Origin of the sequence: Kibdelosporangium persicum (genome assembly GCF_013280595.1) — a bacterium.
Lineage (GTDB): Bacteria > Actinomycetota > Actinomycetes > Mycobacteriales > Pseudonocardiaceae > Kibdelosporangium > Kibdelosporangium persicum.
On sequence record NZ_JAAATY010000004.1, the window covers coordinates 313,176 to 328,504 of the forward strand.

Sequence of the window (15,329 nt, forward strand, 5' to 3'; positions counted from 1 at the left end):
CGTGACCGAGCCGGCCCAAGCGCCGCGAGGACAGCCGAACGCTGAGTTGGGAGGTTCCGGGTATGTGGCTTCGCTGATGGCCGTACTCTGCTTGGGTGGCCAGTCCTGAACCCAGCGTGTTGATCGACGCCACGGCCGTCCCGGCCGACCGCGGCGGCGTCGGTCGCTACGTCGACTCGCTGGTGTCCGCATTGGACGCCGACGGGGCTCGGATGTCGGTGGTCTGCCAGCAGCGGGACGCGGAGCTGTACGCCAAGCTCGCGCCGAACTCGCGGATCGTGCCGACCAGGGAGTCGATCGAGACCAGGACAGCCAGGCTCGCGTGGGAGCAGACGACGCTGCCCGGCTTAGTCCGGCGGTTGCGTGTGGACGTGCTGCACTCGCCGCACTACACGACACCGCTCGCCAACCCCGCCGCCTCCGTCGTCACCCTGCACGACGCCACGTTCTTCACGGACTCGCCGCTGCATTCGTCGGTCAAGGCACGGTTCTTCCGCGGCTGGACCAGGGTCGCGCTCAACCGTGCTTCCCTGTGCGTGGTCCCGAGCGAAGCCACCGCCAACGAGCTGGTCCGCGTCGCCCGCGCCAATCCTCGTGCCATGGAAGTCGTCCGGCACGGCGTGGACGTGGAGCGGTTCCACCAGCCGACGCTCGACGAGATCCAGGCCGCGCGGGCCACGATCGGCCTGCCGCGCATGCCGTACGTCGCGTTCCTCGGGGCACTGGAGCCCCGCAAGAACGTTCCCGCGCTGATCCGTGGCTTCGCCAAGGCCTGCGAGGGAAGGGCGGACCCGCCCGCGCTGGTGTTGGCCGGTCAGCCGGGCTGGGACGGGCAAGTGGAGCGCGCGTTGGACGCGTTGCCGCACCGGCTGCGCGTGATCCGTGCGGGTTACCTGCCGTTCTCCCAGCTCGCCGGGTTCCTGGGCGGCGCGGAACTGGTGGCGTATCCCAGCCTGGGCGAGGGTTTCGGCCTCCCGGTGCTCGAAGCGATGGCGTGTGGGGCGTGCGTGCTGACCACCAGCCGCCTGTCCCTGCCCGAGGTGGGCGGCGACGCGGTCGCGTACTGCGGTGTGGGCGCCGGGGACATCGGCGCGGCGCTAACCGAGTTGCTCGACGATCCGGCCAGGCGTGCGACGCTCGCGTCGGCGGCGCAACGTCGATCAAAGGAGTTCTCGTGGGCTCTCTGCGCCTCGCAGCATCGGGCGGTCTACAGCCGGGCGATGGCCATCCATCGCCGGGGTCTGTGACACAATCCACGGCCGTGACCGAACCGAGACGCTATGGCGACGAGTTGGCTGTGGTCACCGTCACCTACTCACCTGGCGAGACGCTCACGCGGTTTCTCGACACGCTGTCCACCGCCACAGAACGACCCGTGCAGGTCGTCATGGCCGACAACGGGTCCACCGACGGCGCACCGGAGCGTGCCGCGGCACGTGACGGCGTGCGCCTGCTGTCGACCGGCGAGAACCTCGGTTACGGCGGTGCCGCCAACCGTGGCGTCGCCGAGTTCGGTGACGAATTCGGCTGGGTGATCGTGGCCAACCCCGACATCGAGTGGGGCCCTGGCTCGATCGACGAGCTGCTGAAGGCCGCCTCCCGCTGGCCGCGGGGCGGCGCGTTCGGCCCGTTGATCCGGGAACCCAACGGCGACGTCTACCCGTCCGCGCGCCTGCTGCCCTCGCTGGGCAGGGGCGTCGGGCACGCGGTCGTCGGCCGCGTGTGGAAGGACAACCCATGGACCAAGGCGTACCGCCAGTCCGACACGTCCGTGCGCGAGCGCACAGCCGGGTGGCTCTCCGGCTCGTGCCTGCTGATGCGCCGGGAGGCGTTCGACTCCGTAGACGGCTTCGACCCGCGGTATTTCATGTACTTCGAGGACGTCGACCTGGGTGACCGCCTCGGCAAGGCCGGGTGGCAGAACGTGTACGTGCCCTCGGCGGAGGTCACCCACATCGGCGGCCACGCCACGTCCAAGGCTTCGGCGAAAATGCTCGCCGCGCATCACGCGAGCGCGTACCGGTACCTGGCCGACCGCCACCAGGGCCCGGAGTGGAAGCCGGTGCTGGCCGCGATCAAGGCAGGCCTGAACATCCGGCTGAAACTGGAGACCCGCGGCTCCTCCACCTGACCGCCGTGTCCACCATTCCGGCACGCCGTGTCCACCATTCCGGCACCCCGAAATTCCCTAGCGGATGCGGATCAGCGCACTCGACGTGCCGCAAAGTGCGTTTCGGGGTGCCGGAAAGTGCGTTTCGGGGTGCCGCAGTGGTGGACACGGCGGCTACAGCTTGCCGTCCAGCCGCTGGGACATCGACGGGCGCGGACTCGGCTTCTTCACCGTCGGCACCATGCCTTCGGGCTGCGGGTCCTGCTCCTGCTCGGGCGGTGAAGCCTGCCGCGGCGGGGCGGGCTGCTGCTGTTGTTGCTGCTGCTGGTTCTGCTGGTTCTGCCCGGACGGGTACGGCTGCGGCTTGCGCGGCGAAGGCTGCCGTTGCGTCGGCTGCGGATCGGACAACGGGTGCCCTACCACCATCGTCGTCTCGCTGTCCTGCTGCTTCTCGTCCAGCGAGGACACGACGACCCGAGGGATCTGCAGCGTGTTCGCCGCGTCCATCGGCGAGATCGCGTCCTCAGGCGTGACCACGAAGGCACCGCGCGCGCGGGCGCGGGCCAGAGCGGCATCGGCTCGCTCCCGGGGATCCATGCTCCGGCCTCTCCCGCGTCGCCTCGAGCCGGCACTCCCACCGGCTGTCCCGTTGCCACCAGAGTATCCCGAGAGACGGTTGGCGTCAGGGAAGAACTGAAATCCGTATGTGGATCTTAGACGTACGCCGTGCGTCCGGTGTCGCGCAGGATCTCGGTGAGGCGTTTGATGTCCTGTGCCCGATCCCGCCGGCAGACGAGCACCGCGTCAGGGGTGTCGACCACGATCAGGTCCCGCACGCCGAGCGTCGCGACCAGCCGTCCGCCCGCGGGCACGGCGACCACGTCCGAGCTGTCCACAGCCAGGACCTCGCCCGCACCGGGCGTGCTGACGACCCGCGCGCCGTCCTGGGCGGTGGCAAGGAGTTCGCCGAGGGTCTCGAAGTCGCCGATGTCACTCCAGCCGAAGTCGCCGGGCACGGTCGCGACCAGGCCTTCGGCGGCCGCGGGTTCCATCACCGCGTACTCGACGGCGACCTTCGGGATCGTCGCCCACAACGAGTCGACCACGGCCTCCCGGTCCTCGGTGTCCCACGCCTGCGCGATCTCGCTGACCGGCTCGAACACGTCAGGCCGCCGCTGCGCGAGCTCGCGCAGGAAAACGTCGGTCCGCCACACGAACATGCTGGCGTTCCACAGGTACCGGCCGGATTCGACGTACTCGGTGGCGGTGGCCAGGTCCGGCTTCTCCTTGAACTCCAGCACCTGCTGCTGCACGCCGAGCTCAGCGGTCTTGCTGCACCGCAGGTAGCCGTAGCCGGTCTCGGGCCGGGTCGGGGAGATGCCGATGGTCATCAGCTTGCCCCCGGCGGCACCGCGCACGGCCTCCCGCACGGTTTCGGCGAAGGCGGACGTGTCCTTGATCAGGTGGTCGGCCGCGAACGACGCCATCACCGCGCCGGGGCTGCGCTGGTCGATCACGGCGGCGGCCAGTGCGATCGCCGCGCACGAGTCCCGCGCCAGCGGCTCGATCAGGATGTTGCGCTCCGGCAGCTCCGGCAGCTGACGGGCCACAGCCGCCGCGTGCGCCGTGCCCGTGACGATGTGCACACGGTCAGCCGACGCCAGCGGTACGAGCCGGTCGTACGTCGCCTGCAACAGTGAGCGCTCGGTGCCGGTCAGCGGGTGCAGGAACTTGGGGTTCGTGGCACGGGAAAGCGGCCACAACCTGGTTCCACTGCCGCCCGCGGGCACAACCACATGGAGGTCCACGCCGCAACCCTAACGGCACCGAGGTACTCCGAATGCAGCACCGGGCTGAATGGTCCTCGCTCCGCTCGGACCAAGCCGTAGGCTCTGCCCCATGTCCGTCCGTGTCTGGCGGCCCGGTTACGCACTCGACCTGGCCTCCGTCCTGCAGCCGCTTCGTCGGGGCAGCGGCGACCCCACGTTCGGGCAGACACCGGGCGGGGCGGTCTTCCGGGCGACGACCACGCCCTGCGGCCCCGGCACGCTGGCCCTTCGCCGGGTGGGCGACGAAGTCCACGCCGAAGCCTGGGGTGCAGGCGCGGACTGGCTGCTGGACGGGCTGCCCGCACTGCTGGGCGACCTGGACGACGACGCGGACTTCCAAGCGCACCACGACATCGTGGCCGAGGCGCGGCGCCGGATGCCGGGACTCCGGCTGGGCAGCACCCGCCGCGTGTGGGACGTGCTCGTCCCGTCGATCCTCGAACAGAAGGTCACCGGCACGGAGGCCTGGCGGTCCTGGCGGGAACTGTGCCGTCGGTACGGGGAGGTCGCGCCGGGCCCGTTGCCGTTGCGGCTGCCGCCGACGCCGAAAGCGTTGATGTCCATCACGGACTGGGAATGGCACAGGGCCGGTGTGGACGGTGCCAGGCGGCGTGCGCTGGTCGCCGCGGCGCAGGTCGCCGGGCGCCTGGAGAAAGCCGCCGAGCTCAAGGGCGCGGAAGGCCGTGCGCTGCTGCGGAAGGTGCCGGGCATCGGCGTGTGGACGGCCGCCGAGGTCGCCCAGCGCGCGTGGGGCGACCCGGACGCGGTGAGCTTCGGCGACTACCACATCCCCGGCAACGTCGGATATGCCTTGGTAGGCAAGCCCTTGGACGACGCCGGGATGTACGAGGTCCTCGCACCCTATGCGCCGCAACGGCAACGGGCCGTGCGCTACATCGAAGCCGCGGGGATCAGGAAGCCCCGGCGCGGTCCCCGTTTCTCGCCGCGCGACTACCGCGCGATGTAGCCAGCTCGATCATCGGCATCAGGTCGGCGTTCGGCACCTCGCCGATCGGCCACCAACGCAGATCGTCGGACTCGTCACTGCGCACGGGCCGGGCACCGGCCGGAGCGTGCACCGCGAACCGCACGTCGAAATGCCTTGTCGGCACGCCCAGGGAGCACGTGATGGGATGCACTTCCAGGTGCACGGGAACTGGGTCGATGGTCAGCCCGTCGATCCCGGACTCCTCGGTCGCCTCCCGCAACGCGGCGCCCGCCAGCGTCTCGTCCTCGGGTTCACAGTGGCCGCCGAGCTGCAACCACTTCCCGACCCGCGGATGCAGCGTCAGCAGAACGTTGTCGCCGTCGAGGACCACGGCGGAAGCCGTGATGTGCCCGGCCGCGCACGAGCGCTCGCAGGAATCCTCCCGTGCGGCAAGGAAACCCAGGTAAGCCTGGCGCAACGACTCCTGGTTCGAGTCGTTCGGCGCCCAGTTCCCGAGCACGGTCATGGCATCGGCGTGTACACCCACAGCCGAGAACCTTAATTCACGTGACGCCGTCCATATCGTGGGTGCCGTGACACTGGTGAAGAAAGGCTCCCGATACCTGGACGTCGACGGGGTGACGTACCGCTGGCGGCTACGCGGCCGCCCAACCTACAGCCAGGGCAACGTCTGGGGACCGCTGCGGTTCGCGGTGGAACTGGCCGAGCAGCCGGGTGCGACGCTGGTCGTGACGACCAATCAGCCGCATCCGAGCAACTGGATGGGCGCGCCCGCGCGCCCGGTTCTGCCCTCGCACGTCGCCCGTGCGGTCAGGACAGCGCTTGCCGAAGGCTGGCAGCCCGCCAGCCCCGGCAAACCGTTCCCGCTCGACCAGTCCGAGGGCTTCACAGTTCCAGGAACGCGTCGGCTGGGTCGCGCGGCGGGCGAGGACTGAGCGGGCCGTCGGTCGGGTAGCCGACCGCGACCGCACCCAGCGGTTCCCAGTCCGCGGGCAGGTCAAGCACTTCACGCACGACCGGGGCGCAGAAGATGGTCGACGAGACCCAGCACGATCCGATGCCCTCGGCCGCCAGCGCGACCAGCAGGCCCTGCACCGCGGCGCCACCGGCGATGGTGAACATCGTCCGTTCCGCCTCGGCGCGCTGGGCGTCCGGATAGCTGTGCGCGCCTTCACGGACCAGGAACGGGAGGACGATTTCCTTTGCCCCGTACAGCAGATCGCCGCGCCTGACCCGCCGGTCGATGCGGTCCTCCGGCCAGCCGTCGGCAGCCAGGTCGGCACGCCACTGTGCCCGCATCGCGTCAAGGAGCTCCTTACGGCGCTCCTTGACGTGCACGAACCGGACCGGCCGCGTGTGATGTGGCGCGGGGGCGGTCAGGGCGATGCCCACGGCCTTGCGGATCGCGTCCTCGGGAATGGGCTCGTCCGTGTAGAACCGCACGGACCGGCGCATCAGCACGGCTTCCGAACGGCCCTGCGTCAGCGCCTCTTCGGTGCCGAGACGGAAAAGGTCCTCATCCGTCGGGCGGACCAGGTCCGCCGCGGTCGACCCGTCGTCGGTCACCGTCATGCCGCGGACCACGGCGACGGGCAGCCCGCCGGTCTTGCCTTTCACCAGGTCAGCGGCACTGGCGAGCTCGTCGGCCACCGCCACCTCGGTGACGACGAGTTCGTTGCCCTGCCGGTCGATCTGGCCCGCGTACCTGTGCAGCACGGTCAGGCCGGACGAGCCGATGGCGGCGTCGGTCTGCCCCACCCGCCACGCGCGCCCCATCGTGTCGGTGATCACGACGGCGACCTCGACGCCGAGGCGCTCCCGGATGCCCGTGCGTAATGCCGCGGCGGACGCGTCCGGGTTCTCGGGCAGCAGCGCGAGTTCGTCACCGGCCACATTGGACGCGTCGATCCCGGACGCGGCCTGCACGATGCCGAGCTTGTTCTCCGTGATCAAGGTCCGGTTCTTGCGGGCGATCACCCGCACCGCCTCGGCCTCGACCAACCGCCTGCGTTCGGCGTCCCGCGCGTCGGCGTCGGCGGGAACAGCGACCAGCCGGCCCTCGGCCTTGGACACGACCTTGCTCGTCACCACGAGCACGTCGCCGTTCTCCAGCCATGGCGCGGCTTCGGCGATCGCGGCGGCCAGATCGTCGCCGGGACGGAACTCCGGCAGCCCGGTCACGCCCATGATCGTGACGGTGCCCGCACTCGCGTGATCGGTCATGCTTCCAGACCCGCCATCTCGAGCGCCGCACGAACCATGGCGGCCGTCGCTTCGACGTCAGTCATCAACAGCGGCACGGCCCGCACAGCGACACCAGGGACATCAGCAGCCTCACCAGTGTGCACGAGCCACGCGTCCAACACGCCGCTGTCCGAGCACTGCCGCGAACCGTAGTACTGGCCCACCGCCTGCGAACTGGTTTCCACGCCGATCGCGGTCAGGCACGCGTCAGCCATACCGCGCAACGGTTTTCCGCCGATGATCGGCGAAACCCCGACCACCATCCCGTCGGTCTTGCGCAGCGCGTCCCGCAGCCCCGGCACGGCCAGGACAGTGCCGACACTCACCACGGGGTTGGACGGCGCGAACAACACGATGTCCGCCTCGCTGATGGCGTCGAGCACGCCAGGCCCGGGCTCGGCCTCGTCCGCGCCGACCGGGACGATCGAGTGCGCGGGTAGTTTGGCCTGGTAGCGCACCCACCACTCCTGGAAGTGGATGGCCTTGCGCTCGCCCTCGGGCTCGTCGACGACCACGTGGGTCTCCACGCGGTCGTCGGTCATCGGAAGCAGCTTCACACCGGGCTGCCATCTGTCACACAGCGCCTCGGTGACCGCGGACAACGGATATCCCGCGCGCAGCATGCGCGTACGCACGAGGTGCGTCGCGATGTCCTTGTCACCGAGCCCGAACCAGTCCGGGTCAGCACCGTAGGCGGCCAGTTGCTCCTTGACCACCCACGTCTCGCCCTGCTGGCCCCAGCCGCGCTCGGTGTCGATGCCACCGCCCAGCGTGTACATGCACGTGTCCAGGTCAGGGCAGATCCGCAAGCCGTGCATCCACACATCGTCACCGGTGTTCACCACCGCGGTGATCTCGTGCGGCGACTCACCCGGCCCGACCGCCGGCAGCCCGAGCAGTGCCTTGACGCCCAGCAGGAATCGGGCTCCGCCGACCCCGCCAACAACCACGACGACCTTCACGGAATCGATCCTTGCACGGACGCCCCCACCCGTGCCGAAGGCCCTGCTCAACCCTCGTGAGTGTTTGTCAGGGTTAGAACCCTGACAAACACTCACGAGGGGGTCAGAGCTGGGTGGTGGGCAGGGCCACGAGGTGGCGGAGGTTCACGTGCGCCGGACGGCTTGTGGCGTAGGCCACGAGGTCCGCCAGGTCCTCGGCCGCCAGGATGCCCGCCTCGGCGATCCAGCTGTCCAGGAAGGCCCCGGCGTCACCGGTGATGGCGTCCCGCAGTTCGCTCCGCACCAGACCGGGCTCGATGTTGGTCACCCGCACACCCTTGGGGCCGAGTTCGGCCCGCAGGGACTTCGACAGGTACGTCACAGCGGCCTTGGTGGCGCCGTAGACCGCGTAGTCCTTGAAGAACTCGTGCGCGGCGATGGACGAGATGTTCACCAGGTCGGCGTGCCCGTCCGCGGTCAGGTCGGGCGTGAACGCCCGTATCACCCGCAGCACACCGGTCACGTTGGTGTCCAGCATTTTCCGCCAGTCGTCGAAGGATGCCGTGGTGATGTCGTCGGGAATCATCACGCCCGCGTTGTTGACGACGAGGTCCACCCGTCCGAAAGCCGCGTGGATCGCCTCGGCCGCGGCCGTGACCGATTCGTCGGACGTGACGTCGGCCGTCACGGCGATCGCCTGCCCGCCGTTGTCCTTGAGCTTCTCGGCCAGTTCGGCGATCCGGTCCGAACGGCGAGCCAGCAACGCCACCCGGGCGCCGTTCGCGGCGAACACGGTGGCGATCGCGGCGCCGATCCCACTCGCCGCTCCGGTCACGACGGCGGTCCGTCCCGCCAGGTTCACGTAAGTCATGGCAACGACTCTGCCGCCGGCAGGAACCGCGAACGAGGCCCGCGTTTTACTGGTTCACGGTTGACTGGTTCTGGCAGGGCCACCCTTGGCCGCGCCGGACGTTGCACACTGGACGACGTGAGCAACGAGCTGGGTGAGTTCCTCAGGACCCGACGGGCACGCATCTCGCCCGAGCAGGTCGGCCTGCCACGGACCGGCCGACGGCGGGTGCCCGGGCTCAGAAGGGACGAGCTCGCCCGGCTCGCGGGCGTGAGCGTCGAGTACTACACCCGGCTTGAACAGGGCAGAAGCCCGAACGTGTCGGAGTCCGTGTTGGACGCCATCAGCGACGCCTTGTCCCTGAACGAAACCGAGCGTGAACACCTGCGTATCCTGGTACGCCCCACGCGGCGCGCGCGCCCGTCGCCGCGCGGGCCCCGAAGCGCGGCCACGGTCCGGCCGGCCGTGCAGATGGTGCTCGACCAGATGCACTCCATGCCCGCGTTCGTGTTCGGGCCGACCCTGGACGTGCTGGCCTGGAACCGGCTCGGCGACGCGTGCCTCGGGTTCTCCGGCCATGAGCGGCCGAACCTGTGCCGGTCGATGTTCCTCGACCCGAAGGCCAAGGAGTTCTATCCACAGTGGTCCTGTGCGGCCGAGGACACCGTCGCCGTGCTGCGCTGGATGGCCACCCGCAATCCCGACGAGCCGGGGCTGCCGCAGCTGATCGGCGAGTTGTCGCTGCGCAGCCCGGAGTTCCGGGTGCTGTGGGCGGAGCACGACGTCAGGGAGAAGACGTTCGGCGGCAAGCTGCTCAACCACCCGCTCGTCGGTGAGCTGGACGTCCGGTTCGAGAGTTTCCCGCTGCCCGGCGACACCGACATGGTGCTCGTCACGTACGTGGCCGAGCCGGGGTCGCCGAGCGCGGAGAAACTCGCGCTGCTGGCCAGTTGGTCAGTACCAGAAGCGGAACGTCCGGTAACCCTCCCACGCGAGGGCGCTCCATCCGCCGACCGCGTCGAAGAGTGAGCCGACCAGGTCGAAGAACGCGGTGCCGACACCGGGCAGGCCGATCAGCGCCGCGAACAGGATCAGCGGCGCCCACGGCCGTGCCTTCTGGCCGAACACCTGCGCCTTGTACGACAGGAACGGCTCGATCGCGCCCCAGCCGTCCAGTCCGGGCACCGGCAGGATGTTCAGCACGAACGCCATCAGTTGCAGCAAAGCCAAAAAGGACAGTGCGGCGGAGAGTGGCGTAACCTCGCCAGGCATGAACAGCTGCACCGAAAGGGTCAGCAAAATACCAAGGACCAGGTTGGTCAGTGGCCCGGCGAGCGAGACCCACGACTCCACGCGTTTGTTCCGCAACGCGTGGTGGTTGATGTACACCGCGCCGCCCGGCAACGGGATTCCGCCGATCAACAGGAAGATCAGCGGCAGCACGATGCTCAGCAACGGATCCGAGTAGCGGCGGATGTCCAGCGTCAGGTAGCCCTTCCAGCGCACTTCCCGGTCGCCGCCGCGGTAGGCCACGATCGCGTGCCCGAACTCGTGCAGGCACAGCGAGACCGCCCAGCCACCGAGAACGAGGATGACCACACCCGCGGTGTAGGCGAACTCACTTTCCAGAACCGTGAGCACGCCGCCGCCGATGGTGACCGCGAGCAGGGCTAAGAACAGGGGACTGGGACGAGTGTCTTGTCTCCGCACCACTCCAGTGTGTCATCCATGCAGATCAGTCCGCCGCCGGTGGCCTGCCTGGCCACTTCACCCGATCGGGCAGAGAACCGGACTTCGCCGGTAAATACCGTCACCCACGTGGGTACTTAGCTTGACCACCCGGGACTACACGGGTGTAATCACAGAGATGTCATTCGCCGAATGGGAGGGCGGGTGGCGTCCGCCAACCGGGGAGTGGAAGGCGGGGAGGTGGACGGACATGATGGCCGACGAAGGGGACCGAGTCGTGGAGTGGGGGGACGCGCCGACCGAGGATCTGGGCGTCCTTGTACATCTTTTCGATTCGGCGGAGGACGAGCAGGAGTGGCAGGAGCGCGCGCTGTGCGCGCAGACCGACCCCGAGGCGTTCTTTCCGGAGAAGGGCGGCTCGACCAGAGAGGCCAAGCGGATCTGCCAGGGCTGTGAGGTGCGTTCGGAGTGCCTCGAGTACGCGCTCGGGCATGACGAGCGGTTCGGCATCTGGGGCGGGCTGTCCGAACGGGAACGCCGCAAGCTGAAGAAGCGCGCCATTTAGCAGCGATTCTGGCGCCAGGCTGTCCTACGGTGTCTGCTCACGACGCCAGTGAGCAGAGGCCGACGGAGGTAGCCGGTGCGTCCACAGTTCAGGACTGTGCCCGTGTTCGCGGTCCTGGTCTGCCACGACGGCGAGGAATGGCTCCGGCTGGCGCTTTCCGCGTTGCGTCGCAGCACACCCAGGCCACGGCACGTGGTCGCGGTCGACACGGGCTCGACGGACGGCACCGCGAAACTGCTGGCGGCCGGCGAGGACGTGCTGGACGGCGTGCTCACGCTGGATCGCACGGCCAGTTTTGGTGACGCTGTCACGGCGGCACTGCGGTACGGGGTCGAGCGCTGGGGTGATCCTGGCGGCTGGCTGTGGCTGTTGCACGACGACAGCGCGCCCGAACCGCATTGTCTCGGCACTTTGCTGACGGCGGCGGAACTGTCGCCGTCAGCGAGTGTGCTGGGGCCGGTCGCGCATGCGTGGGACGAGTCGCGGCGCATCGTCGAAGCCGGTCTGTCCACCGACGCCTCGGGGCATCGGCAGACCGGTATCGGCTCGGGCGAATGGGTGCGGGCCAACCAGATCGAGCAGAGCAGTGAAGTGCTCGCGGTGCCGTCCGCGGGTTTGCTCGTCCGGCGTGAGCTGTGGGAACGGCTGGGCGGTTTCGACCCGGAACTGCCCGGGCTGTTCGACGACATCGATTTCGGCTGGCGGGCGAATCGGTCGGGCGCGGTCGCCTTGTGTGTTCCGGCCGCGCGAATCCGGCATGCCAGGGCGGGCAGGCCGGAAAATGTGCGGTCGCGTTCCCACGGAATACGCACGTTCTTGGTGAATACCGCGGTGCTTTCGTTTCTGGCCGGCGTGCCGAGACTCGCGGTGTTGTGTCTGCTGCGCGCGTTCGGGTTCCTGTTGCTGCGCCGGATTTCCCGTGCCCAAGCGGAGTTCGTCGCGGTCGGCAGGATGCTCAGCGGCCGGATGGGACTGCTGCGCGCCCGTCGTGACCGGCGCGGACTCGGCCCACCCGGCAGTGTCCGCGGGCTGTTCACCAGCCGGTTCACCCGGCTGCGCAACATGTCCCTGGCCGCGGTGACCCATCTGGTCCGGCGGCGCGTCGAGGCCGACGCCGCGCTTGGCGAGGCCCCTGAGGCCGTGTGGGTCCCTCCAGAGGAGACACAACGGCCGGTCGGCCCGGACGCGCTGCCCGCGGGCGCGTTAGGGCGGAAAGGACGGCGCAGGGCCGCGGGATTGCGCCGTCCGCCGAGCGCGGTCACCGTTTCCGTGCCCGCTGTGCGACTGCCGAAAGGCAGGCGCCCCAGTCCACGGCCGAGGCCCTCGCCGGTGCCGCGGGACGGCAGCGCGGTGCCGCGGCCGGAGATGATGCTGGTCGAGGTCGACCGTGGCCTCGTGCTCGGACAGATCCTGCTGGCGCCGCCGTTGATCCTGGTCGTGGCGTTGGTCGCGGTGGGACTGGTGGTCAACTGGAACAGGCTCGGCCTGACGGTGACCGGCGGGCGGCTGCTGCCGATGCCGGACCTGTGGACGGAGTACCTCGCCGGATGGCACGGCGTGGCAGGCGGAACGGCGTCGCCCGCGCCCGCGGCCCTTGCGGTACTGGGGATTCTGGGCGGCCAAGCGGGATTGTTGCTGCTCGGCGACCTGCCACTGGCCGGGCTCAGTGCCTATCTCGCGACACGGCGAATGCCCGTGCGGCGCGGAGTCCGTGCCGTCATCGCAGGTGTGTACGCGTTGCTACCGCCCGCGATCGCCGCGGTCGCCCAGGGCAGGCTGGACGCGGTCGTCGTGCACATCCTGTTGCCGCTGGTGGTTTCCGGCGTCGTCGGCGTGCTTTCCGGTGCGTCCCGTTCCTGGTTGTCCGTCGCGGCGGGATCGTCGCTCGGCCTGGCCGTGATCGGCGCGTTCTCGCCGTTGGTGCACGTGGTGATCCTGCTGTGCGCGCTGGCCGGGTTTGTCCTGGTCGGCGGGCAGCGCGGGGACGGCAGGCGGCGTGGCGCCGCGTTGTTCGCGATCGTGTTGCTGCCACTGGCTTTGCTGCTGCCGTGGCCCGCTGTACTGATTCAGAACCCCGGCATCGTCGTGCACGGCGTCGGCGCGTGGGTACCGGCACAGGCCGACTTCGGATCGGTCGTGCTCGCGCTGGTCGTCGCCGTCGTCGTGCTGGTCGGCCTGGTGGCGCGACCGGGCAGGGGATCGTTGCCCGGCTTGGGTTTGCTGGTCCTCGGGCTCGGTGCGGTGGCGCTCGTCCGGTACATCCCGCTCGCGCCGGTCAGTGGAGGTGCGCCGCAACAGGGCTGGCTGGGCACGCCGTTGATCGTGGTCGGCTGGGGTCTGTTGTGGGCACTGGCGGGTACGGCACCGCGGCCGCGGCCGGCGCTGGCGATCGGTGCCGCGGCCTTGATCGTCTTGGCGGGCGGTGCTTTCCTGCTCGGCCGTAACGGGCCGGTGACCACGGGAGACGGGACACGGCTGGGCACAACGCCTGCCCGTGAGCTCGCCGAGACGGGTCGTAGCGTGCTGGTCCTTTCGCGGGGTGACGAACCCGCGCGGCAGTCAGCGGGCCGGATGCCGCAGTTCGGCGACGACGACCTCGCTCCGGTCGCCTCGGCCCGGGCGCGGATTCTGCGCTGGGACAACGAGTTCCGGTCCGACGTGCCGGACGTCGCGAAGGGCGCGGTCGCTTCGGCGGCGGCCGCGGGCGTGCTGTTCGTGGTCATGCCCGACCAGGCTACAGGTGCTAGGTTGCAAGCCGCGGCAGGCGATCTGGTCTCGCCGACAACGTCCACTTCGGACGGACGGCCGGTGTTCCGGCTGCTGCCCGCCGCGGGCCGGGCCGTCCTGCTCGCCCCCGAACTGGCCAAACAGGCTGTCACCGGCGGAATCCCGCCGACCACGCTCGGTGCCGGCGGAATCGTGCCGATCGACGCCGGACCGCCGGAGGTCGCCGTGCGGGTGTCCGACGGTTCCGACGGACGGCTGCTGGTCATCGCGGCCGCCGAGGAACCCGGTTGGCGTGCCGAGGTCAACGGCCGTCAGGTGCCCATCGTCAGAGCTTGGGGCAACCTCGTCGGCGTCGCCGTGCCCGCACGAGCAACGGACGTCCGCGTGGAGTACTCGTCGAGCCTGCGCGCGTTCCTGCTGCTGACGCAGGGCGCCGCGCTGCTGTTCACACTCTTGACCGCGATCCCGGGCCGCAGGACTCAGGAACCGCCTTCGATGGCGTCGGGGTCGACGCTCAGGTAGTTGGCGACCTGCTCGACCAACACGTCGTGCACGAGGTCGGCGAGCTCCGCGCTGTCCTTCGCGCGCGCCTCCAACGGGCGCCGGTACAGCACGATCCGCGCACTCGTCGGATTGCCACGGCGATCCATGCCCGCGGGAACCAAACGGGCCAGCGGCACGCCTCCGTCGGCCAGCACGCCGTCCTGGGGTGGCGCTCCGGGCGGTTCGACCTCCGGCACGTCGTCGACCGCCACGTCGAGCTTGGTCAGCTCGGTGCGCCAGCGGGCCTCGATCGGCTCCAGCGCGTCGAGCACGAGCGCGTCGAACTTCTCCGCACGGGTGCTTGCGGCGGGAAGCGTCGAGGGGTAAAGCGGCCCACGCATCCCGCGGCCATGCCGATCCCGTCCACGACGTGAAGACCGACGACGGGGCGTGACCACTCCAAGCACCTCCAAGGCATACCTCTAGGACAAACAGGGTACTGGGGGCGTGTCACCGGTGTGCCTGGCTGCCTGCGGGCGGGAAACGCGCTATCGTCCACGATCGTGCGGAATGTGCGGCGTTGTTCGCGGACCGGGTGTGTCAATCCGGCCGTCGCGACGCTGACCTACGCCTACGCGGACTCCACCGCGGTAGTCGGCCCCCTCGCGACTTACTCCGAGCCGCATAGCTACGACCTATGCGAAGAGCACGCGATGCGGCTGACCGCCCCCCGGGGCTGGGACGTGGTCAGGTACGACGGCGAGTTCGCCGCGCCGGAGCCCTCCCACGACGACCTGACCGCGTTGGCCGAGGCCGTGCGTGAGGCGGGACGGCCGGACCGTCCGGTGGAGGGTCCCGACCCGAACGCGGCGTCCGGGCGGCGTGGCCACCTGCGGGTCCTGCCCGATCCGGTCACCGATTAAGCGACCTAATAGGCTCCCT

16 protein-coding genes are annotated in these 15,329 nt (G+C 69.7%); 8 read left to right on the forward strand and 8 right to left on the reverse strand.

Features of this window, described 5'->3' with window-relative positions:
• The first annotated feature begins 116 nt into the window (after nucleotides 1-116).
• The gene (locus GC106_RS10450; RefSeq protein ID WP_173127842.1) at nucleotides 117-1,247 is read left to right on the forward strand and encodes a glycosyltransferase family 4 protein; all 1,131 of its coding nucleotides are present in this window, start codon (nucleotides 117-119) and stop codon (nucleotides 1,245-1,247) included.
• A gap of 14 nt (nucleotides 1,248-1,261) precedes the next feature.
• A complete protein-coding gene (locus GC106_RS10455; protein ID WP_173127543.1) occupies nucleotides 1,262-2,131 on the forward strand; it encodes a glycosyltransferase family 2 protein in 870 nt (289 codons plus the stop codon).
• A 153-nt stretch (nucleotides 2,132-2,284) separates the two neighbouring features.
• On the opposite strand, the gene GC106_RS10460 is transcribed toward GC106_RS10455, so the two are convergent.
• Both GC106_RS10460 and GC106_RS10465 read right to left on the reverse strand, forming a co-directional pair.
• Nucleotides 2,285-2,707 (reverse strand): hypothetical protein, encoded by a 423-nt coding sequence (locus GC106_RS10460; RefSeq protein WP_173127546.1) that lies wholly within the window; start codon nucleotides 2,705-2,707, stop codon nucleotides 2,285-2,287.
• A gap of 116 nt (nucleotides 2,708-2,823) precedes the next feature.
• The gene (locus GC106_RS10465; RefSeq protein ID WP_173127549.1) at nucleotides 2,824-3,918 is read right to left on the reverse strand and encodes a mannose-1-phosphate guanylyltransferase; all 1,095 of its coding nucleotides are present in this window, start codon (nucleotides 3,916-3,918) and stop codon (nucleotides 2,824-2,826) included.
• Between the two features lie 91 nt (nucleotides 3,919-4,009).
• On the opposite strand from GC106_RS10465, the gene GC106_RS10470 reads away from it, so the two are divergent.
• Entirely contained in the window at nucleotides 4,010-4,906 is an 897-nt protein-coding gene (locus GC106_RS10470) for a DNA-3-methyladenine glycosylase family protein (RefSeq protein ID WP_173127552.1), read from the forward strand.
• Here the strand turns inward: GC106_RS10470 and GC106_RS10475 are convergent.
• Entirely contained in the window at nucleotides 4,851-5,414 is a 564-nt protein-coding gene (locus tag GC106_RS10475; protein ID WP_173127555.1) for an NUDIX hydrolase, read from the reverse strand. The genes GC106_RS10470 and GC106_RS10475 overlap by 56 nt on opposite strands.
• Nucleotides 5,415-5,460: 46 nt before the next feature.
• Here GC106_RS10475 and GC106_RS10480 point away from each other — a divergent pair, with 46 nt between their 5' ends.
• Nucleotides 5,461-5,823, forward strand: coding sequence for an HAD domain-containing protein (locus tag GC106_RS10480; protein ID WP_173127558.1), 363 nt, complete (start codon nucleotides 5,461-5,463; stop codon nucleotides 5,821-5,823).
• Here the strand turns inward: GC106_RS10480 and GC106_RS10485 are convergent.
• The 3 genes from GC106_RS10485 to GC106_RS10495 all read right to left on the reverse strand — a co-directional run bounded on the left by GC106_RS10485 (nucleotide 5,774) and on the right by GC106_RS10495 (nucleotide 8,944).
• A complete protein-coding gene (locus tag GC106_RS10485) occupies nucleotides 5,774-7,111 on the reverse strand; it encodes a coenzyme F420-0:L-glutamate ligase (protein ID WP_173127561.1) in 1,338 nt (445 codons plus the stop codon). The two genes, GC106_RS10480 and GC106_RS10485, sit on opposite strands and share 50 nt — an antisense overlap.
• Nucleotides 7,108-8,094: a 2-phospho-L-lactate transferase gene (gene cofD / locus GC106_RS10490; RefSeq protein WP_173127564.1), complete on the reverse strand. Its 987-nt coding sequence runs from the start codon at nucleotides 8,092-8,094 to the stop codon at nucleotides 7,108-7,110. The genes GC106_RS10485 and cofD overlap by 4 nt, the downstream gene beginning before the upstream one ends.
• Nucleotides 8,095-8,197: 103 nt before the next feature.
• Nucleotides 8,198-8,944 carry an SDR family oxidoreductase gene (locus GC106_RS10495; protein WP_173127566.1) on the reverse strand — a complete coding sequence of 249 codons (747 nt, stop codon included), beginning with the start codon at nucleotides 8,942-8,944 and terminating at the stop codon, nucleotides 8,198-8,200.
• Between the two features lie 117 nt (nucleotides 8,945-9,061).
• Between GC106_RS10495 and GC106_RS10500 the strand changes: the two genes are divergently transcribed.
• A complete protein-coding gene (locus tag GC106_RS10500; protein ID WP_173127569.1) occupies nucleotides 9,062-9,952 on the forward strand; it encodes a helix-turn-helix transcriptional regulator in 891 nt (296 codons plus the stop codon).
• Here the strand turns inward: GC106_RS10500 and GC106_RS10505 are convergent.
• Entirely contained in the window at nucleotides 9,878-10,633 is a 756-nt protein-coding gene (locus GC106_RS10505) for a site-2 protease family protein (RefSeq protein ID WP_173127572.1), read from the reverse strand. The two genes, GC106_RS10500 and GC106_RS10505, sit on opposite strands and share 75 nt — an antisense overlap.
• 229 nt (nucleotides 10,634-10,862) lie before the next feature.
• Here GC106_RS10505 and GC106_RS10510 point away from each other — a divergent pair, with 229 nt between their 5' ends.
• The gene (locus GC106_RS10510) at nucleotides 10,863-11,177 is read left to right on the forward strand and encodes a WhiB family transcriptional regulator (RefSeq protein WP_246365315.1); all 315 of its coding nucleotides are present in this window, start codon (nucleotides 10,863-10,865) and stop codon (nucleotides 11,175-11,177) included.
• Nucleotides 11,178-11,252: 75 nt separating this feature from the next.
• A complete protein-coding gene (locus GC106_RS10515; protein ID WP_312872583.1) occupies nucleotides 11,253-14,426 on the forward strand; it encodes a glycosyltransferase family 2 protein in 3,174 nt (1,057 codons plus the stop codon).
• Here GC106_RS10515 and GC106_RS10520 read toward each other — a convergent pair.
• Nucleotides 14,384-14,788, reverse strand: a complete 405-nt coding sequence (locus tag GC106_RS10520) for a metallopeptidase family protein (protein ID WP_173127575.1) — start codon at nucleotides 14,786-14,788, stop codon at nucleotides 14,384-14,386. The two genes, GC106_RS10515 and GC106_RS10520, sit on opposite strands and share 43 nt — an antisense overlap.
• Nucleotides 14,789-14,950: 162 nt before the next feature.
• On the opposite strand from GC106_RS10520, the gene GC106_RS10525 reads away from it, so the two are divergent.
• A complete protein-coding gene (locus tag GC106_RS10525) occupies nucleotides 14,951-15,310 on the forward strand; it encodes a DUF3499 domain-containing protein (protein ID WP_312872584.1) in 360 nt (119 codons plus the stop codon).
• The last annotated feature ends 19 nt before the right edge of the window (nucleotides 15,311-15,329 follow it).